This is a genomic window from Neoactinobaculum massilliense, from assembly GCF_900604955.1.
Lineage (GTDB): Bacteria > Actinomycetota > Actinomycetes > Actinomycetales > Actinomycetaceae > Neoactinobaculum > Neoactinobaculum massilliense.
Genome location: NZ_UWPE01000001.1, coordinates 391,894 through 410,765, shown reverse-complemented (window position 1 = coordinate 410,765; position 18,872 = coordinate 391,894). Strand labels below are relative to the sequence as shown.

Annotated in this window: 20 protein-coding genes, 1 other RNA gene and 1 pseudogene; 5 read left to right on the top strand and 17 right to left on the bottom strand. The window is 63.5% G+C overall.

Features of this window, described 5'->3' with window-relative positions; all coding sequences use genetic code 11:
- Window positions 1-40: 40 nt before the first annotated feature.
- Window positions 41-391 (top strand): annotated as a pseudogene (locus tag EIH27_RS08045) (MFS transporter); the annotation flags it as partial.
- A complete protein-coding gene (locus EIH27_RS08080) occupies window positions 368-1,087 on the top strand; it encodes a CBS domain-containing protein (RefSeq protein WP_338133971.1) in 720 nt (239 codons plus the stop codon). The pseudogene EIH27_RS08045 and the gene EIH27_RS08080, both read left to right, overlap by 24 nt.
- A 432-nt stretch (window positions 1,088-1,519) precedes the next feature.
- On the opposite strand, the gene EIH27_RS01790 is transcribed toward EIH27_RS08080, so the two are convergent.
- The 4 genes from EIH27_RS01790 to EIH27_RS01775 all read right to left on the bottom strand — a co-directional run bounded on the left by EIH27_RS01790 (window position 1,520) and on the right by EIH27_RS01775 (window position 5,847).
- On the bottom strand, window positions 1,520-2,848 hold the full coding sequence (locus EIH27_RS01790; protein ID WP_124039282.1) for an APC family permease: 1,329 nt from the start codon (window positions 2,846-2,848) through the stop codon (window positions 1,520-1,522).
- A gap of 432 nt (window positions 2,849-3,280) precedes the next feature.
- A complete protein-coding gene (locus tag EIH27_RS01785) occupies window positions 3,281-4,069 on the bottom strand; it encodes an ABC transporter permease subunit (protein ID WP_124039281.1) in 789 nt (262 codons plus the stop codon).
- Complete coding sequence (locus tag EIH27_RS01780; RefSeq protein WP_124039280.1) at window positions 4,066-5,013, bottom strand: ABC transporter ATP-binding protein; 948 nt, start codon at window positions 5,011-5,013, stop codon at window positions 4,066-4,068. Before EIH27_RS01780 ends, EIH27_RS01785 begins: the two co-directional genes overlap by 4 nt.
- 255 nt (window positions 5,014-5,268) lie before the next feature.
- Complete coding sequence (locus tag EIH27_RS01775) at window positions 5,269-5,847, bottom strand: cysteine hydrolase family protein (RefSeq protein WP_124039279.1); 579 nt, start codon at window positions 5,845-5,847, stop codon at window positions 5,269-5,271.
- A gap of 134 nt (window positions 5,848-5,981) precedes the next feature.
- Between EIH27_RS01775 and EIH27_RS01770 the strand changes: the two genes are divergently transcribed.
- Together EIH27_RS01770 and EIH27_RS01765 are read left to right on the top strand one after the other, a co-directional pair.
- A complete protein-coding gene (locus EIH27_RS01770; protein WP_338133965.1) occupies window positions 5,982-6,233 on the top strand; it encodes a type II toxin-antitoxin system prevent-host-death family antitoxin in 252 nt (83 codons plus the stop codon).
- A 3-nt stretch (window positions 6,234-6,236) separates the two neighbouring features.
- The gene (locus EIH27_RS01765) at window positions 6,237-6,491 is read left to right on the top strand and encodes a Txe/YoeB family addiction module toxin (protein ID WP_124039277.1); all 255 of its coding nucleotides are present in this window, start codon (window positions 6,237-6,239) and stop codon (window positions 6,489-6,491) included.
- A 125-nt stretch (window positions 6,492-6,616) separates the two neighbouring features.
- Here the strand turns inward: EIH27_RS01765 and ssrA are convergent.
- The 13 genes from ssrA to EIH27_RS01700 all read right to left on the bottom strand — a co-directional run bounded on the left by ssrA (window position 6,617) and on the right by EIH27_RS01700 (window position 17,332).
- Window positions 6,617-6,985, bottom strand: a transfer-messenger RNA (tmRNA) gene (ssrA, locus tag EIH27_RS01760).
- 258 nt (window positions 6,986-7,243) lie between these two features.
- Window positions 7,244-7,771 carry an SsrA-binding protein SmpB gene (gene smpB, locus EIH27_RS01755; protein WP_124039276.1) on the bottom strand — a complete coding sequence of 176 codons (528 nt, stop codon included), beginning with the start codon at window positions 7,769-7,771 and terminating at the stop codon, window positions 7,244-7,246.
- A gap of 176 nt (window positions 7,772-7,947) precedes the next feature.
- Complete coding sequence (locus tag EIH27_RS01750) at window positions 7,948-9,288, bottom strand: M23 family metallopeptidase (RefSeq protein WP_124039275.1); 1,341 nt, start codon at window positions 9,286-9,288, stop codon at window positions 7,948-7,950.
- An 83-nt stretch (window positions 9,289-9,371) separates the two neighbouring features.
- A complete protein-coding gene (ftsX, locus tag EIH27_RS01745; protein ID WP_124039274.1) occupies window positions 9,372-10,286 on the bottom strand; it encodes a permease-like cell division protein FtsX in 915 nt (304 codons plus the stop codon).
- Window positions 10,287-10,979: a cell division ATP-binding protein FtsE gene (gene ftsE, locus EIH27_RS01740; protein WP_124039273.1), complete on the bottom strand. Its 693-nt coding sequence runs from the start codon at window positions 10,977-10,979 to the stop codon at window positions 10,287-10,289.
- A gap of 135 nt (window positions 10,980-11,114) precedes the next feature.
- On the bottom strand, window positions 11,115-12,251 hold the full coding sequence (gene prfB, locus EIH27_RS01735; RefSeq protein ID WP_124039272.1) for a peptide chain release factor 2: 1,137 nt from the start codon (window positions 12,249-12,251) through the stop codon (window positions 11,115-11,117).
- Between the two features lie 9 nt (window positions 12,252-12,260).
- Window positions 12,261-12,668 carry a pilus assembly protein TadG-related protein gene (locus EIH27_RS01730; protein ID WP_124039271.1) on the bottom strand — a complete coding sequence of 136 codons (408 nt, stop codon included), beginning with the start codon at window positions 12,666-12,668 and terminating at the stop codon, window positions 12,261-12,263.
- Window positions 12,665-13,096 (bottom strand): TadE/TadG family type IV pilus assembly protein, encoded by a 432-nt coding sequence (locus tag EIH27_RS01725; RefSeq protein WP_124039270.1) that lies wholly within the window; start codon window positions 13,094-13,096, stop codon window positions 12,665-12,667. The genes EIH27_RS01730 and EIH27_RS01725 overlap by 4 nt, the downstream gene beginning before the upstream one ends.
- Entirely contained in the window at window positions 13,062-13,439 is a 378-nt protein-coding gene (locus EIH27_RS07820) for a TadE/TadG family type IV pilus assembly protein (protein WP_164461572.1), read from the bottom strand. The genes EIH27_RS01725 and EIH27_RS07820 overlap by 35 nt, the downstream gene beginning before the upstream one ends.
- Window positions 13,440-13,657: 218 nt before the next feature.
- Window positions 13,658-13,924 carry a hypothetical protein gene (locus EIH27_RS01715; RefSeq protein WP_420892142.1) on the bottom strand — a complete coding sequence of 89 codons (267 nt, stop codon included), beginning with the start codon at window positions 13,922-13,924 and terminating at the stop codon, window positions 13,658-13,660.
- Window positions 13,925-13,986: 62 nt separating this feature from the next.
- Window positions 13,987-14,844 carry a type II secretion system F family protein gene (locus tag EIH27_RS01710; protein ID WP_124039267.1) on the bottom strand — a complete coding sequence of 286 codons (858 nt, stop codon included), beginning with the start codon at window positions 14,842-14,844 and terminating at the stop codon, window positions 13,987-13,989.
- Entirely contained in the window at window positions 14,832-16,025 is a 1,194-nt protein-coding gene (locus EIH27_RS01705; RefSeq protein WP_124039266.1) for a type II secretion system F family protein, read from the bottom strand. The genes EIH27_RS01710 and EIH27_RS01705 overlap by 13 nt, the downstream gene beginning before the upstream one ends.
- Window positions 16,013-17,332 carry a TadA family conjugal transfer-associated ATPase gene (locus EIH27_RS01700; RefSeq protein ID WP_124039265.1) on the bottom strand — a complete coding sequence of 440 codons (1,320 nt, stop codon included), beginning with the start codon at window positions 17,330-17,332 and terminating at the stop codon, window positions 16,013-16,015. The genes EIH27_RS01705 and EIH27_RS01700 overlap by 13 nt, the downstream gene beginning before the upstream one ends.
- A 336-nt stretch (window positions 17,333-17,668) precedes the next feature.
- On the opposite strand from EIH27_RS01700, the gene EIH27_RS01695 reads away from it, so the two are divergent.
- Window positions 17,669-18,871, top strand: coding sequence for a phosphotransferase (locus EIH27_RS01695; RefSeq protein WP_124039264.1), 1,203 nt, complete (start codon window positions 17,669-17,671; stop codon window positions 18,869-18,871).
- Window position 18,872: the final 1 nt, after the last annotated feature.

The window sequence follows — 18,872 nt, the reverse complement described above, 5'->3', positions numbered from 1 at the left end:
GCGGCACGGGACCGGATGGCGGACGGGCACGCTTTGGAGCGCACACTACTCGAACGCCGAGGCAGGGCGCTCCGGCCTCACCGCCGCGCTCGCACTGTTCCCGGCTATTCTTCTTTCCTGCGTGACCGCGCCGCTGTCCGGCCGAATCTTTGACCGCCACGGCCCGCGCCTCCTGATTCCGCTGGGTCTTGGCCTGATCACCGTATTTTCCGTAGTGGTAGCGCTGGTGATCGACACCGGCTCGCTGATGCAGCTAGCGATTGTTTACATCCCCGTCATTGTGGGTTCCTCCATGGTGATCGGTCCGGTGCAGTCCTTCGCACTCTCCCACCTTTCCCGTGCTATGAACGCCCATGGCGTCACCGTTATGTCCACGGCGTTCCAGATTGCTGGCTGCATTGGTTCCGCCGTGTTCACGGGGATTTATGGGGCACGTACTGCGGCCACCGGCCAGGCCGACGCCGCCTTTCTCACCGTTGGTATCACGCTCGGGGTCCTTGCCTGCCTTGGTCTCGTGGCCGGAATCGGAATCACTAACCAGCGTGAGGCGTCCACGCGCCTTATGGCCGGTGCGCCGACCGAGGATGAGCAGGCCGCTACTGACGCCGCCGAGACCGCCGTTCCTGCCACGTCGCTCACGGCCCTCATGAAACATGACGTGTGGACGCTCCCGGCCACCGCAACGGTCGGCGATGCCATGCGACTTCTTGTGTCCCGCGGGATTTCGGGCGTGTCGATAGTTGATGATCAGTCGGTGGTGCGCGGTTTTATTTCCGACGGCGATATTTTCCGGGCCCTCGGCACCCACGTGGATGCCTTCGCCACGCCGTATTCCTTCCTGGTGCGCCGGGATGACGAGGAGTTCGACCAGACCGTCGCGGACGTGATCGGCCGACCCGCCCTGTCCATCGCCACGCGCGATGTCATCACCGTTGACGCCCACGCCGACCTCGGCGAGGTGTGCAACCTGCTCGCCTCCAAGCACCTGAAGAAGGCGCCCGTGACGAATGACGGCCACATCGTGGGTATCATCAACCGCTCGAACATTAACCGCCACCTGGTGTCCGCATACCTGGATCGCCACTAGGTTCTAAGACCGTCACTAGTCCGACGCCGAAGTGGGCGGCAGGTAGCCGAGGTTCGGCTTCCTGCCGCCATATGCCCATCGACCCGCACGGGCGGGCCACATCCCCGGCGCCACTACCCCACCGGCGTGGCTGGCGCTGAGTTGATGGATTTTTCTTGAGTGGATGATTATCTCTTGAGTGGATGGATAATGCCCGGTTTGGGGCCAATATCAGGGCCGCAACCGGGCATTTTCCGTCAACTGAAGAGTTTCCTTACCGTTCAGCGGGGCTCGGTAGCCGGCTAGGTATGCAGGCGCACCTCCGCAACCCCACGCACTCCCGCAGCGCCCAAGCAACTGGACGCTCCGGCGTCGTACCCAATCAACTTGCCACGCACCGTACCGAATTACTGGCCGCACCGCCGCCGTACCAACCGGCCGGCTCCCGGGCAACTACCTGCGGATGCCCCGGGCCACCAGGACCGCGATGGCAAGCATCGCCCACACGGCCGCGATCCCCAGAGCGAGGCGCGAGGCGTCCACCAGCAACGCGAACGTGATGAGAATGCCGATCACCGGGATCACGGCCGCGCGCCACCCCTCCCCGCGTCTCACGCCGTAGAAGCCGATCGTGGCCAGATGCAGAAAGATGAACGCAACGAGTGCACCCACGGTGACCATGGAGGAGAGCGTTTCCAGGCCGGCGGGGGCCAGTGCCGCGACGGTGGATACGACCAGCGTGATGACCGCGGAGAGCAGGGTGGCATTGCGCGGGACGCCTTCGGTGGCGTCGACGGTGCCAAGCGCGGAGGGCAGATCACGCCCGCGCCCCATGGCGAAGATAAGGCGGGAGGCGGCCGCCTGCGCCACGAGCGCGGAGAAGATTGGCCCGATTGAGCGCATGAGTGTGATCGGGAATTTGAGCCAACCGCCCACGGACGCGCCGAGCATGTCATAGAACGCGCTCCCCTGGAGGGCCGGGTTGGCGGCGAGCTCGGCGGGGCTGTATGACTCAAGCAGCGAAGCGAGGTAGGTCTGCACGATGAAGAGCACCGCGGCCACGGCCAGGCACACGGCCAGCGCGCGGCCCACCTGGCGGGTGGAGCCGGTGGTTTCCTCGGCGAAGGAGGCGATGGCGTCGAAACCAAGGAAGGCGAGCGCAGCCACCGTGGAGGCACCGAGCACACCGGATAGGTTAAATCCGTCCACGCCAACGATCGGGCTCAGCCATGGGCGCGTGGGGCCGTGCACCCTGAGGAACACAATCGCGGCCACGATGAATACGGAGAGCAGCACAATTTCGATGGCCAGCATGACCACGCCCACCCGTGCCGCGAGCCGCACCCCCAGCAGGTTGAGGAGAGTGATGACGGCGACGCCCGCCACCGTGATTACCCACACGGGAATTGCCGGCACCAGGGCATTGAGCGCCACACCCATGAATAGGAGCGCCATGGATGGAATGAAGAGGTAGTCGAGCGTGAGCATCCAGCCGGCGAGGAACGCGGGCTTCTGGCCCAGGCCCGCCTCCGCGTACGCGTACACCGAGCCCGCCTTGGGCACCGCGTGGCTCATGCGCGCGTAGGAGTAGGCGGTGGCGCCCATCGCCAACGCGGCAATGAGGAACACGAGCGGTGTGGCACCGCCGGACCGCGCGTCAAGGATACCGAAGGTGCCCATTGGCGCCGTGATGCCGATAAACAGCATCCCGTACACCACCAGGTCCCATCCGGACAGTGTCCGCCGCAGTGTTCCTGGCTGTGCCTCGTCGATCTGTTCCATGGTTCCCCTTCTGCTACGGCGTTCTGCCGTTTGCTGCCCCGTGCCGTCGGTGGCGCGGGTGCCGCGATGGTCCGTCGGTCCGTTCGGCCCAGCTCTGCCGCTTCCGCCGCGTGGCCGCGGGCAAGCATTCGACCGTTCGGCTGGCTTGGACCTTAACGCGCCGCGACCGCGCGGGTATTCCGGGCGCGGGATTCTTGGTTTGTACGGACGTATGTGCACCTGCATGGGTTTACAGGCCGGGGATGCGCACCAGCATAGGTCCGGTCGCGCGGTCGCCGCATGTTCGTACGACGCCGGAGGCCAGGCTTCCTGCGTACTCACGCGCTACTGGACCTACGCAGTATGCGGCGGGCGACGTCGTCGAGCACGCGAGTTCCTGAGCAACCACTCACTCCGCGACCTACGCAGTATGCGGCGGGCGACGTCGTCGGGCTAGGAAATATTGCGCCGGCGGAACGCGAAGAACCCGGCGGCGAAGAAAATAACGATAAGCACCGCAAGGGCAAGGAGGCCACCGACGTCCCAGCCGTGCTCAATCGGCTTGTGCTGGTAGCCCCAGGCGACGGGCGAAAGGCGTGCGGCCCACGTCCATGAGTCGTTCATGCCGCTCACCGCGTTAAGGAGGAAGGCGCCCACCGCGAGGCCTGTGCCCGCACCGGCTGCCACCGTGCGCCGCCCGGTCATCGCGCCTACGCTGAACGCCAACGCCCCGCACGCCGCGCCGATTCCGAAAAACGCGCACAGTTCCGCCCACATATTGCCGGCGCGCATGTCATATCCGGCACCGGTGTTCCACAGTGCGAGCGAGAGCCCGCACACGGCGGTGAGGGCGGCCAGCATTGCGAGCAACGCGAGCACCCGCATCACGAATATTTGGCCGCGGGAGACGGCGTGGGCGAGGGTGAGCTCGAGCATGCCGGACTCTTCGTCGGCGGCGAGGAGCGCCGTGCCCCGGGAAATACCGAAGGCCATGATGAGGAATAGGCCGAGCAGCCCGAAGAACGTGGTGTGTGCCCAGCCCGCGCCCGAGGTGATGCCGCCGAAGCCGAGCGCGTCCCGGAAGCCCTCGGGGAATTGGGCGACCATCGCATTGAGCGCGCTGGAGTCCTCGAAAGTCTGGTAGACGGCAAAGTAGATGGCCATGACGGCCACGCTCGCCACCGAGAAAATGAGGAGCGGGCGCAGCGATACCGCGCAGGCGCGCCGGAAGATTGTGCTCATGAGTTTGCCTCGTAGATTTCCATGACCGATTCGCCCAGGTCCGGTTCAGTGAACGTGAAGTCCTCCACCGGGAGCGCGGCGAGGAACGCGAGTACGGCGCCCACGTTTCCTCGCACGGTGCCGGTGACGATCACCCGGCGGTCCATCGGAGTGAGCGCGAGGTCCAGTCCCTGCCGGGTTGCTTCGGTGTGTACGGTGTCTGCGTTCGCGGCGACGACGGCGCGGAGGTGCCGGTCCGCGTGGGCGATCAGATCGGTGAGGCGGCCCTCCCGGATTACGCGGCCGGCGCTCAGCACGGCGGCGCGGTCAGCCATGCGTTCAATCTCGCTGAGCACGTGGGAGGAAAGCAGAACGGTGGCGCCCCGGCCCTTGGCCTCCAGCACCAGCTGCTGGAATTGCTCCTGGAGAATCGGGTCCAGGCCGGAGGTGGGCTCGTCCAGGATGAGGAGGGCGGGATCGTTCATGAAGGCCTGGGTGATGCCGAGCTTTTGGCGGTTTCCCTTGGAAAGCTGGCCCACGCGGCGGGTGGGGTCCAGGTCGAGGAATGCGAGCAGTTCGCGGGCTCGGACGAGGGAGCGCTTGCGGTTCGGGCCGAGGCCGGCCCACATGCGGATGAGCTCGGTGCCGCGGGCACGCGGGGTGAGGCGCAGCTCCCCGGGCAGGTAGCCGATACGGGCGCGAAGCGCGGCGCCGCCGGCCTGTGGGGACTCCCCCATCACGCTGACGCTGCCCGCGGTGGGGCGGATGAGGTCGCAGAGGATCCGCATGAAGGTGGACTTGCCGGCGCCGTTCGGGCCGATGAGGCCGAACACCTGGCCTTCGGCGACGGCCAGGTCGAGGCCGGCGAGCGCCTGGACCGAGCCGAAGCGCTTGGTGACGCCGCGGGCGCGGATGGCGTAGGTGGAATCCGCAAACTCAGTTTTCTGGCCTATCTCACCTGCCATCACGCCTCCTAGTCTCAGGAATTCCACGAAAGCCTACCGCACACTAATCCACGCGCTCGCCCGCTGGAAAATGCTCTCCTCACACCGCGAAACGTTCAAGCCAGGGCGACCGCGGGTACTCGGCGTCGACCTAAACGAATGTGCGCCATGACTACAGCGAATACAACCACTACACGTAGACGCGAGCTTGTCATCCTCGTGCTTGATGCGGGACACCGATCAGAGATTTACAAGGGCTGACGTACCACAGATTCTTTACCAGTTCGGCGGCCAGGCTTCGAGAACGGCACGCGTAGACGTGACGGCCGCGAACTCGCCATGCAGATTCGTCGCGGTGACTCGAGCGAGCTCATCAGCCTTGACCAGTTCGCCATCCGGCGAGCGCCGGTCAAACGTGTGGGTCGCATCCAGCACGAAATAGGTGTCATAGCCCAGATTCCCGGCCATGCGCGCCGTAGTTTCACAGCAGTGATTCGTGGTGATCCCGCAGATTACTAACTGAGTGAGACCATGCTCGTGCATCCACGCGTCAAGGTCCGGGTCACCGTAGAACACGGAATTGACGCGCTTCGAAATGAGCAGGTCGCCCTCTAAGCCCGGAATCTCCTTAAACCTGTTGCCCTCGGCGCCGGGCGCAAGCGGCGACCCCGACGTCGTCGAATCATGCTTCACCAGGACGACGGGCCAGTTCTGCTCGTGCCAATGCTTCAGGAGCGCTGCAATATTCGCCTCGCACGCCGGGTTATTCCGCGGGCCCCAGTAGTCGGCGTCGTCGAACGCCCGCTGAACGTCAATCACGAGCAGCACCGGACCCCTCGAAAACGAATCTTTCATGCATCCTCCGTTCTCATTGAAGCCGCTCCGAAAAGTATCCCCTATCAACGACGGTCAAGTCAGTCTCGACAGAAACTACCCTTAAACGTACAATTTCATGTACATAAAGATCATTGGAGGCAACTATGCGCACCATGTCGTACTCAGAATCTCGAGCCAACTACGCCGACGTCCTCCAGTCTGTCGTCGACGATCGTGACGAGGTCATCATTACCCGATCAGGCAAGGCTTCTGCCATCATCCTCTCCCTCGACGATTACAATTCACTTCGCGAGACCGCCTACCTTATGAGATCTCCACGGAATGCCAAGCGTCTCTTTGATGCGCTTGAGCGAATTGAATCTGGCCACGGTACCGCGCACAAACTTATTGACGAAGAGGACTAGTCCGTGCATCTCGTATGGGATGAGAACGCCTGGGACGACTACCTCTGGTGGCAGCATCAAGACCGACGAACACTCAAGCGCATCAACACGCTGATCAAGGACATAGCGCGCAGCGGGAACGCAGGAATCGGAAAACCTGAAGCACTCAAGTATGAGTTCGCTGGATACTGGTCACGGCGGATCACCGATGAGCATCGGCTCGTTTATAAAATCAGCAACGACACCATCTTTATTCTCGCCTGCAGGTACCACTACTAGAGGACGTTCCATACCGGCGTCGCGCACTTGCCCGCCCACGCAAAAAGGGGCAACCCCTCCCACCCATAGACCAAATCACAACAGGTGGAAAAGATTGCCCCGAGATTCCGCCAAAAGGCGGCAAATAGTGGAGATGGGGGGAATCGAACCCCCGTCCGACGGTGCAGGCCGAAGTCTTCTCCGGGTGCAGTTCGCTAGGCGTTGTTTTTGGCTCCAGCGTTCTCGCGAACAAGCCGCTGACGAACCTAGTTGCGAAAGTGTCGCGAACGCGCCCACAACGAGCACGCCCACCAGTGGCCCTCTAAACGATGCTGAGCTCTAGGCCGAAGGCACTCCTAGTTCAGCAGATTTCGCAAGTCGCTTAGGCAGCGAGGGCGAAATCGGTGCGATTGTTCTTGGCACCTATTGGTTTGCAGAGGTCGTTATCGAGATGACTCCACATCCTCGACCCGCTTCCCTCCGATCGAACACCGCCGTCGAAACCGATCATCCCCTATTCAGCTGTAAAACAGCACCGCGTCTCCGCGGATCTATAAGTGTACAACCACCGCGCACCCTGCGCTATTCCCCGCCCGACGACGTCGTTCCCCAGGCTCTCCCGTAAGCCCCGGTGCTTCGTGGTTACAACGACGTCGTTACCATCCTTCCCCGTAAACGTACGTAGTAGGTACGACGACGCGGTCACCGGATGGTTTCAAACTCCCGTACAGGGCGGGTGCGTGGTACGCCGGTGGCGAGTTGCCCCGGGCACGTTACCCGAAGGCACCCTCACGCCGACGAACCGCCGAGAGCGCGCGCTGAGCTTCACGGTCGGCTTCACGCCGCCGCAGCGTCTCGCGCTTATCCCACTCCTGCTTGCCGCGGGCCAGTGCAATTTCCACCTTGACGATGCCGCGGACGAAGTACAGCTCGAGGGGCACAATTGTGTAGCCCTTCGCTTCAGAGGCCTGCTCCAGCTTGAGGATCTCACGCTTGTGGAGCAGTAGGCGCCGCTTGCGCGTGGGCGCGTGGTTGGTCCACGAACCCATCGCGTAGATCGGCACGTTCATGCCCTGCAGCCAGGCTTGGTGCCGTTCATCCACCTCCACCCACGCATCCACCAGCGAGGCGCGCCCCATGCGCAGCGCCTTCACCTCGGTGCCGGAGAGCGAGAGCCCGGCCTCATACGTGTCCTCAATAAAGTAGTCGTGCCGCGCCTTTTTATTGCGCGCGATCACCTGCTTCGCGGCGGGATCCACCGCCTTGAGGGAGCCGGACTTCCCGGCCTTCTTCTTCGCCATGGATTTCCTCCTCCCGGCCAATGCCGTCCTATCCTACCCGGCCGGGCGACGCGCGCACACCGGGTCTCTCTCACGGGGCCTGGAAGGCGTGCCGTCAGCCCAGCGCCCGGCGCCCGTCTGACCCTAGATTTTCCCCGACGGTTACCAGGGTCACGGTGCTCCGCACCCGCCGATCCCTAGAACCCCGGCAAGCTCATCGGGTTAATGACGCTGCCGTCGCGCCACACCTCAAAGTGGATGTGGCACCCGGTTACCTTACCGGTGGCACCCGTATAGCCAATCGTCTGTCCCTGGCTCACCTTTTGGCCCGCATGCACAGCAAACCCGGACAGGTGGTTATACACCACCACCCACGAATGCCCGTTCACGTTCCCCAGGTTCACATACACCTGGTTGCCGTGGGTGGAATTACCGGCCGCCGGAATGGTGGACACCACGGTGCCGCTCGCCACCGCTCGCTGCGCCTGGCCGCACTGGGAACGCAGGTCCACCCCGTTATGCATCCACACACGCCCGTCGAACGGGTACACACGCATACCGAACGGCGAGGTGACCACCAGCGGCCCGGGAATCGGCGTAATCATCCAGTAGCCACTGGAGTTCGAGGCGCTACCACCGGAGTTCGACCCGCTGGACCTACCGGATTTTGAGGAGCCGCTACCGCTCCTCTTAGCCGCCGCTGCCGCAGCCGCCGCCTTCGCATTCTCGGCATCGATCTTCTGAATCTGCGCCTTCGTCTCATTCTGGCTGGCCACGGTGGTATCAATCGAGGCGTTAATCTGGCTCTTCTGGGACTCGAGCGAGGAAGAGGTCTTCTGGATCGAGGAGGTGAGTCCCTCCAGATCCTTCTTTTTATCTTCCGCGGTCTTCTTCTTCGCTGCCTCATCCGCCACGGCCGCGTCCGCCTCCTTCTTCAGGGCGGACACCTCCTGTTCCACGGCCTCCTGCCGGGACTGCCGATTCTGGCTGGTGGCCCGGGCGCGCGACACCTCTGTGAACGTGGTGGATTCTGTCCGTGCCAGCGTTCGTGAGGCCGAATAGGCGCTGAGGAACTCATCGGTGGAGGCCGATCCAAGCAGAATCTCCGCCATTCCCGGGCCCGTATCCCCGCGATACTGAGCACGGGCGACGGCACCCAGTTGCGCCTTGCTATCCGAGATCTGAGAATCCGCGGCAGCAATATCCCCGCGAATCTGCTCCAGTTCGCCCTGGGCGGCCGTGAGCCGGGCGGAAACCAGTTCCGATTGCCGCTGGGCAGAGGCCAACGCGGCGTTCGCCTTATCTACCGCGTCCTGGGCTGCCGGCAGCTTCGCCTGGGTGGCCGCCAATTGATCGAGTGCGTCGGAAAGCTTCTGGTCCACATTCCCAAGCGAGTCACGAAGCGCATCGAGCGTTTCTTCCTGCTGGTTCTGCTTATTGACCAGATCGTCGCGGCTGTCTGCAGCCGCCGGGACAGTTACAGACGCCAACCCCAATAGGGTGGCCGCCATCCCAGCAATGCCTTTCTTCCAGCTCACAACTCCCCCTCTCGCCACGGCACTCGCCGCTTACTCGACCACCGAACCCTTCTAGCGCCCACGCGGACGCACCGGCGTCGTCCTTACACGCGCGCGTACCGCCGCAGTGCAATCCACGACGCCAAGGCGGACACCAGAATCGCACCCACCACCAGCGCCGGCGTAATACGCCACACATTCCCGGTGGACACGATCGGCAACCACTTGACCGCGGAAGCGAACCAATCCTCGATGAAGTAGCGGACCGTCACCCACAACCCCGCAACGGCCAGCACCGAGCCAACCAGCGAGGCAATGACGCCCTCTAGGATAAACGGCCACTCGATGAACGCGTTGGAGGCGCCCACAAATCGCATGATGCCCGTTTCCGTGCGGCGGGACATGGCGGAGAGCCGGATCGTGGTGGGAATGAGCAGCAGAGCCGTAATCACCATGATGCCCGCCAGCACCCCGGATAGCAGGGTAAAGCGCTGCATGATGGAGAAGATGGGCTGAAGTACCTCGCGCTGATCATTGACCGTTTCAACGCCCGGGCGCCCGGACAGGGCATCGGCCACAATCTGGTACTGGCTGGGATCCTTGAGCTTAATACGGAAGGACACCTGCATCTGGTCCGCGGTGAGATCCTGCGCCCAGGCCGTGTCCTTCATCTGCTCCTGGTAGTTCTTGAGCGCCTCCTCCTTGGTTTCGAAAGAGACGGACTGAATGTACTGCTGCATCTCATCGGACTTGAGATAGCCGGAGATCGCGTCAATCTGCTCCTGGGTGGCCTCGCCACCCGCGCATTGGGCAGAAGAAGAATTCGAGGGGCACATGAAGGCGGATACCTCCACCTTGTCGTACCACTCGTCCTTGAGGTTACCGATTTGCGCCTGAAGCAACGCCGCCGCGCCGATGAAGTAGAGGCACACGAAGGTGACCAGGGCCACCGCCGCGGCCATCGCCTTGTTGCGCCACAACCCCTGGAAAGTCTGGGAAAGAACAAATTGGAATCGCATCTAGGCCGCTCCCCCTCCGTACACGCCCTTCGCCTGGTCACGCACCACCACGCCATTGGACAGCTCCACCACGCGCTTACGCATCTGGTTCACAATGCTCGCGTCATGCGTCGCCATCACCACGGTGGTACCCGTCTGATTGATGTGACTCAGCAGGCGCATGATGGACAGGCCCGTCTTGCCGTCCAGGTTTCCGGTCGGCTCGTCGGCCAGGAGAATCTGAGGCCGGTTGACCATGGCGCGGGCGATGGCGACACGCTGCTGCTCACCGCCCGAGAGCTCATGCATACCGCGCCGCTCCTTGCCGTCCAGGCCCACCATTTTGAGCACCTCCGGCACATCCGTGCGTATACGGTGCCGCGGTGCGCCGATCACCTGGAGCGCGAGCGCCACGTTCTCATACACGTTCTTGTTCATGAGGAGGCGGAAATCCTGAAACACGGTGCCGATTTGGCGACGCAGGTATGGCACGCGCCGCTGAGACACGTTCTTCAGGTTCTTCCCCAGCACCTCCACGTGGCCGCTCGTAGGCCTCTCCTCCGCGAGGATCAGCGAAAGCACCGTGGTTTTCCCGGACCCGGACGGACCCACCAGAAACACAAATTCCCCGCGGTCAATCGTCAGGCTCACCGAGTCCAGTGCTGGTTTCGCACCCTTCTGGTACAGCTTGGTGACATTGTCGAATGTGATCATGTATCCCCGCTCGTTGAACGTACCCCGCTACCCTACGAGATTCATACGTGAATGCCAGGTGCCGCGCCGCACACGTGAGCACGGGAACGCTGGAACGTGCCCGCTGGACCGGACGACGTCGTACCGGCGCCGCTATTAGTTCACCGCCCGTTCCCCCGTGGCTCGCCACCGAATGCCGGCGTTGATGAAGCCATCGATTTCGCCGTCGAACACGGCGGTGGTGTTCCCGGATTCAAATCCGGTGCGCAGGTCCTTGACCATCTGGTAGGGCTGGAGCACGTAGGAGCGCATCTGGTCGCCCCACGACGCCTTAATATCCCCCGCTAGTTCCTTTTTCTCGCGCGCCTCTTCTTCCTGCTTGAGCGCCAGGAGACGGGATTGCAGCACGCGCATGGCCGCGGCACGGTTTTGAATCTGCGATTTTTCGTCCTGCATGGATACGACGATGCCGGTGGGCAGGTGGGTGATGCGCACGGCTGAATCCGTGGTATTGACGGACTGGCCGCCGGGGCCGGAGGAACGAAACACGTCAATGCGAATATCGGATTCCGGGACGTCGATGTGGTCGGTCTGCTCGATAAGCGGAATGACCTCCACCGCGGCAAACGATGTTTGGCGCCGGGACTGGTTATCAAACGGTGAAATGCGCACCAGGCGGTGCGTGCCGGCCTCGACCGAAAGGTTGCCGTAGGCGTAGGCGCCGTCCACCTGGAACGTGGTGGACTTAATGCCCGCCTCCTCCGCGTACGACGTGTCAAGAACGGTAGCCGAAAACTCGTCATGATGGCGCTCCACCCACCGCAGGTACATGCGTTGGAGCATCTGAGCGAAATCTGCTGCGTCGACGCCGCCGGCCCCCGAACGGATGGTGACCACCGCGGAGCGTTCGTCGTATTTTCCGGAAAGCAGCGTTTGGACGTGGAGCGCCTGGAGTGTTTCGTCGGCGCCGGCCGCCTCGCTTTCAAATTGTGCGATGAGTTCGCGAGAGGTGTCAGGATCCTCCTCACGCGTCTCCTCCGCCATTTCCAGCAGCGCACCCAGATCCTCCAGGCGCCCATGCATCGCCGTCAGCCGCTTGAGTTGCGACTGTGCCCGCGCGAGCGCCGAGTTCACCTCCTGCGCGTGCGCCTGATCACTCCACAACTCCGGATCCGCCGACTGCCGCGTGAGGTCTGCTACCTTCTCCCGCAGGGCATGCGGGTCCACCACCTTCGTCACCTCGTTAAACGTGAACCGAAGGCGGTCAATCTGATCCTCATACTCGCTTGCCACCCCGCCAGGCTACCGCACGTCCAAATGCGCCCGGCTGGTCACGCGCACCGGCACGTCCACGTGAAGGAACGGGACGCGCGCATTACCGCGCAGACTGACCACCACGCTTCCGTTCTCGACGCCCACCGGCGCGACGACGGCGTGCGTAGCCAGCGTTCGAGAGAGCTCGCCTACCGCGGCCGACGACGGAGCGAGGGCGCCTCCTCCGTAGTAGGCGGCGTCATCCACCTGCTGCGCCACCGCAAGGGCCACAGAATCCGCCTCCGCCTGAAGCGTGCGCCGCTCAAGGTAAACGGTGCCAAGCATGATCATGCCGAGCAGCATAGCTACCGCAATCAGCCACACGCCCAGTCCGAACACGGTGATGTTTCCGCGCTCCGATGCAGGGTGAGTGGCAGCGTGCGCGCGACGGGTCATGGCCGAACCTCACGGTAAAGATCAACGGTATATATGACGTGCCCGGTCACGGCCACCGTGCGGCCCAGGTACGGGAGCGGCGCGTGCGCCTCAACGGTAACCATGACACGATTCCCGGGACTCAGGCACGGCCGAGTGCGGCAGGTGAACGTCACCGGCCCACTCCCGATACCGCGATCGCTGAGCACCAGGTGCGCAGTCAGGCGAGCAGAATCTCTCCCCTGCGCGTCTGATGCGGCACGCACGTACACGCGACCGGCATCCCTCGCCGCCGAGGTGGCCGCCGCCCTTGCATCCAACACCACGGCCATGTCCACCACCGCAATCATGAGTGGCACGAACAGCACAATCAGCACGCCAATGAACTCCACCACAGCATTGCCGTTCTCCGAGTTATTCTCCCTGGATGTCCGTTTCCGCGGGAACATGGGCAACCCCCTTCACCTCACGCGTATATCCGCCCATCAGCGTGACGCGAGCCGTCAGCTGCATCTCCGCGCACGTCACAGCCCCGCACGAACTACGGCGCAAAGCCGTTGTGACCGCCGCACCGGGTAGCGAGCGGCTTACCTCCGTGGTGGCAGCATCCTGCGCAGCGTGGACGCTGCCCGTCATAGCAAAAGAACGCGCGCCCGTGAGCGCGGCATCATTAACGGCCGTGTGCGCTGCCACCGCGCCGGCCATGGCAAAACAGAGGATAACCACAAGGATTACCAGCGGCACCACCAGAACAAATTCCACGATCGCGCTTCCCTTTTCGCGCGATGGCATGGCTGCTTTACGCAACAACGTGGGTTCAACTACTGCCGGCGACAACGAATCCTGACGCAGCCCAGACTTACGGCGGCGCGGGACCGAATCGACCCGCCGACAGCGCAACCCACCGAGGCGCCGCGGCAACCGACAGTGGCACCACCACGGCCCGCCGTCGTACCAACGCGACACCGAGTGCCCTCGGCGCAGCTTTACTTCTTGCCTGGCGGACATGCCTAACCCGCGAAACTCGTGATGCGATCAATGGCGGTGTTGAACAGATCAACCAGTGCCGGGCCGGCTACCGCCCAGATGGCAATGACCAATCCAACCGTCATGAGTGTGACCAGCACCCATCCCGGCACATCTCCGCGCTCCGATCCACTATCCATGTAATCGGCCGGGACCATGCTGGCGCTCGCGGAGGTGAGCCCTGTGGCCCAAACGCTCCGGGCGGCGAGACGGGTACGAAAACGAGTGGGGGCGCTAATAAGAGTGCGCAGCCAAGACGTGAAGACGAACATGAGTGACCTTTCTGTGGAAATGAATTGTTGATTCGTGCGAATCATGTGAGGAAAGTCAGTTGCATCAGTGCCGGGTAAAACGTGAACACGACGGTGATGGGAAGCACGATAAAGATGACCGGAACCATCATGGCGACCTCCTGCTTCCCGCCGCGCTCTAGCAACTCACGCCGGGCAAGATCTCGGGAATCTGCCGCCTGGTCCTCCAGCACCGTGACGAGCGGCGTGCCGCGGTCAAGCGCGGTGATGAGAGCCTCCACGAGTCGGTCCACGGGCGTCACATCAACGCGTCGTGCAAAGGACTCCAGCGCTTCCCGCAGGGGCGTACCAGAGTTGACGTCAGCTACCAACCGGCGCAAATCCTCGCCGAGTACACCGCTGCCCACGTTAGCCACCTGTTCAAGAGAGCCCAGGATGCTGGCACCTGCGCCTACCCCGAGGGCAAGCAGATCCACGGCGTCCGGCAGCTCCTGGACCACGCGAGAGCGATGCGCCGATGCTGCCCGGGTGAGCCAAGAATCCGCCGCTATTGCACCACCGAGCATCCCGGCAGCAGGCAGCAGAAGTGCCACGCCGAGGCTGAAGCCCCGCGGCAGACTAACCAGCACTAGCAGGGCCCCGAGCAGTCCGCTGAGCAGCGCCCATCGCAGTTGCTTGGCGCGGAAATCTGCCACCGTGCTGCCCAGCAAGGTGACACGCGCCCGTACCGACGCCGTGGTGGAGCCCAGTGCACCGAGGAAGGCGACCACCCGACGTACCCACCCGTGCCTGGATCGTGGACTCCAGCCCTCATCCATGTACGGGAGAACGCGCCTGGCGATTGAAGGACGCGGATTTGCCAGCCATATCCCGAGTAGCACCGCGCCAAGGGCCAGGCATCCGCCAACTAGAGCGCCCATGGTTCACCTCCGAGCGGTCTTGCTGTGGGGCCACTGCGCGGGGACGGGCTGCCCTCACTGCCGGGCCGGCGACGACCACCAAAAAGGAGACCGCCAGGCCAGCAGCGACCCCCAAACCGTAGGAGACCACCAGACCGAAGGAGCCCACCAGACCGGAAAATACCCCCGCGCCGCGGCGATGGTTTGGGAAGGGAATTGGCGCCCCGCACCACCGCTGCGACATCGCGATCTGTCGGGATACCGGGTGCTAGTGCGCGTTTAGATGCTGGTGAGGAGTTCACCTGCTCCGTCCGTTTACGCGGCCGAGCGAGGGAACGCGCCACTTCCGGCAGGCGCCCAAGGCGCAGCATAAGTACGTAGGCCACCACCGTAGCCAGAAGCCCGCTCAGCAAAACCATGGTGCCCATACCGGAGCGATAGGCCTCGATGGTGCCCGGACGCGTGGAGAGCAGGGCCAGCACCAGCCACGGCGCTAGAGCGGCAATCCGCGCACCATTGACGGTCCAGGATTGACGGGCAAGCAACTCACCACGCGCTCGGTTCTCAGCGCGCACGCTGCTGGCTAATGAGGCAAGGATTCGAGCTAGGTCATGCCCGCCTAGACGGGCTGCCATCCGAATGGCCTCCACAATTTTGTCCGCAAGAGGATCCGATAGTGCGTCTTTCAGCTGATCAAGCGCACAGTTGAGATTGCCTGTAGCCGTGAGCTCCTGCGCAAAATCCGCGAAGGCAGGCGTGAGCCCCTGGTGGCTACGCGAACCTAACTGCCCGCGTGTCCCGGTGTGACTGTGGGAGCCGTAACGTATCTGCCCGGCGGCAGCCAAAGCCTCCCCCACGCCCAGGCCGGAGCGCAAACCAGAAACGACCGTGTCCAGTACGTCCGGCCACTGTTCGCGGCTTCGCTCCCGCCGCTTCTGTGCCTGCCCGCGCCGCACGGCCCCGGGTAGGAGACTGGCACCCAGCGCGCACACGCCCGTAAATATTCCATTGTGCGTGAGGAAAGCCGCCGCCATGGTCCCGGCAAGTGCCGCGCCCACAAGCTCTGCGATGGCGCGCCTATGGGAATGCAGCCAGGCGCGCCGGACAGGCCACCTTGAGCTTGGCTCACCTAACCAACCGGTGAGGACACCGATGATCAGCACCAGCCCCAGGCCCACACCACCACCGATCAGGAATCCCATTGCCCGCCGCCTTTCGAGGTGCGGCCGCTCTCCGCGGCCGGGTCCACCAAACCGGAGGAAGCGCCCCTGAAAGCCGATGTGCCAGTGCTTGAGGATCTGAGAGCTCCTGGCGATATACCGGCGCGAGCGAACTTTTCGGGCCGCGGAAGCTCCCCAATGTGACGCCGTAGGGCGCCGTTCTCACGGATAAAAATAGGCGCAGCTTCGATGCGCCCAGCCTCAATCCGCCCCGACACGCCAAGAATCTCCGCTACCTGACGCCTGCCCCGCGAGGTGCGATCCATATGCACCACCAGATCAACGGAGGCAGCCACCGTGGGCGTGACAAAACTCGACGAGACATTGGTGCCGGCCAGCAACGGCAGAGTGGCGAGCTTTGATATGGCATCTCTCGCGGAGTTCGCGTGGATGGTACAGGCGCCCGGAACACCAGCATTGAGTGCAATAAGAAGATCAAGTGCCTCGGCCCCACGTACCTCGCCGATGACCAACCGATCGGGCCGCATACGCAGTGTTTCCCGCACCAGCATACGGAGGGTAACCTCGCCGCGCCCTTCGATCGATGGCGGGCGGGTTTGAAGCGCCACGACATCCCGCCCCTCCAGGCACAGTTCGAATACTTCCTCACAGGTGACAATGCGGTCCGTGGCCAGCGAGGAGCCAAGCAGTGCCCGCAGGAGCGTGGTCTTTCCCGCACCGGTGGCGCCGGACACCAGAATGTTCAAACCGGCCCGGACGGAAGTAGCAAGAAAGTCTGCTGCCTCGCTGGTGAGCGTGCCAGCTCTCACCAGTTCATCAAGGCCGCGCGCCTTCACCAGATACTTGCGAATATTCACCGCCCAATGTGTGCGCGTGATATCGGGAATCACCACATGAAGGCGCTCGCCTCCCGCCAGTGAGGCATCCACAAACGGAGTGGAGCGATCCAGGCGGCGGCCAGATACCCGGAGCATGCGCTCCACCAGGTCCTCCACCTCCCCGTCCGTGAGTAGCACGTTGGTCAGTTCAGCCCTGCCTCCACGTGATACGAATACCTTCGTGGGCTCATTGATCCAGATCTCCTCTACCTCCGGATCATCAAATAGCGGTTGCAGCACCCCGTAGCCCGCAACCGACGCGTGGACGGAACGAGCGAGCGCTTCGGCGTCGTCAACAGGAGCCGTACCGAGCCGAATCGAATCGGCTTCATAGTCCGCGATTGCCCCCGCAATAAGACGGTCAAGCGCGCCCGGCGCCGTGACATCTATCGCACGGCCGCGGACGCTCGCACGCACGTTCTGCTCAACCAATTCGCGTACCGATGCCATGACTCTCACCTCCGTGGTTGAGGCTACGGTGGCGGTCGCCTCCTCCGCAGGCCTCGCCCACAGCCTGTGGAAAAGCCCCGTATCGATCCCTGTCGGCACACAAAAGCCGAAAGATATGCACAGATTTCGGGGCCCGGACATCTCCCGTATATGCCGTGGAGGTACACTTCGCCCCGGCCGACAGCCTCCTCGCCGCCCACCCAGGCCAGCATCCACCCGGCCAGGCAGGGCATGATCATCCACGGATCGGACATCGAGACGAATAGGCACCGGACGCGAGCGCCCTATGACGATGGCGAAACCACTGCCTCGCCAAGAATTAGGTAGGTTGGAGGGGTGATTCGTACCCCGCTCTATCTCGCTGCTGTCGCCGTCGATGCGCTAGACGTCGACGTGGTCGCCACGCGCCCACCGTTTGTGCGCACGGAGGATTTTGTGTCCGGGTGCGTGCTCGATTCCCGGGGCCGGCACTGGATGGTCAAAGTACCGCGCAACGCCGGTGCTGCCACCATTCTCGAGGCGGAAGCGGCCCTGGCGCCCGCACTACTCACCCAGCTGCGGGCCGGGAACCTCCCGTTCGACATCATGCGCCCCGCCGGCTCTGCGGATGTGGAGGGTGCGGGCCGGGCCGTGGTGTACCCGGAACCATTTGGCAAGGCCGCTCCGCTTGAGGAGCTGACCGAGGCACAGGCTCGTGAGTTTGGCCGCGCACTGGCCGCCATTCACCTGCTACCACCGGACACCATCGAGGAGGCTGGCCTACCCTCCTACACGGTGAAGGAGCTGCGGGAGCGCACAGCAGCCGAAGTAAGTAACGGTGCCGCCACGGGCGATGTGCCCGCAATTTTGCGCCGCCGCTGGGAGCGCCTCCTTGCCGACGACGCCCTCTGGCAGTTCACGCCCGTCGTCGTACACGGGGATGTGGCCGGTGAGAACTTCCTCTGGTCCCACGGCACCATCGCAACGGTGCTGGGCTTTGGGGAGGCACATGTGGGCGATCCGGCTCGAGATCTGGCCCCGCTTCTTTACCTGGAGCCCGCCGCATGGGACGCGATCGTGGCCTCCTACGAAAACACGCGCAGCATCGATCTCTCCGAGGGCGATTTTCGCCGCATCCTTTTCGCCTCCGAACTGTCCGTGCTCCGCTGGCTTATGCACGGTGTTACCACCGGAAACGACGCCATCCGGAATGATGGCATCCAGATGCTGGGCGACCTCGCGGATCACGTGCGCGAGGACGAGACCACCCCTATTACGCCCGTCGTACCCGTTGATACGCCCGAAATGCCCGTGGGTTCACCAATCAAGGAGTCGTCGGCCACGCCCGTCAGCATTCTCGACGACGCCGAAGTCTCCGGTCCGGCGGTGGTACCCGTCGTAGACGGTGAGGTAGTAGATCCGAATGCCTCATCCGCTCCCGATGCCGCGCCCCATCCTGCCGGTCCCGACCGGGTAGATAAAGACACGGCCGGAACGAATACGGGTGGTACCGACGGCGACGTACGCGGTGAAGCCCCCGATTTTCTCAGCGGCCGCTAGC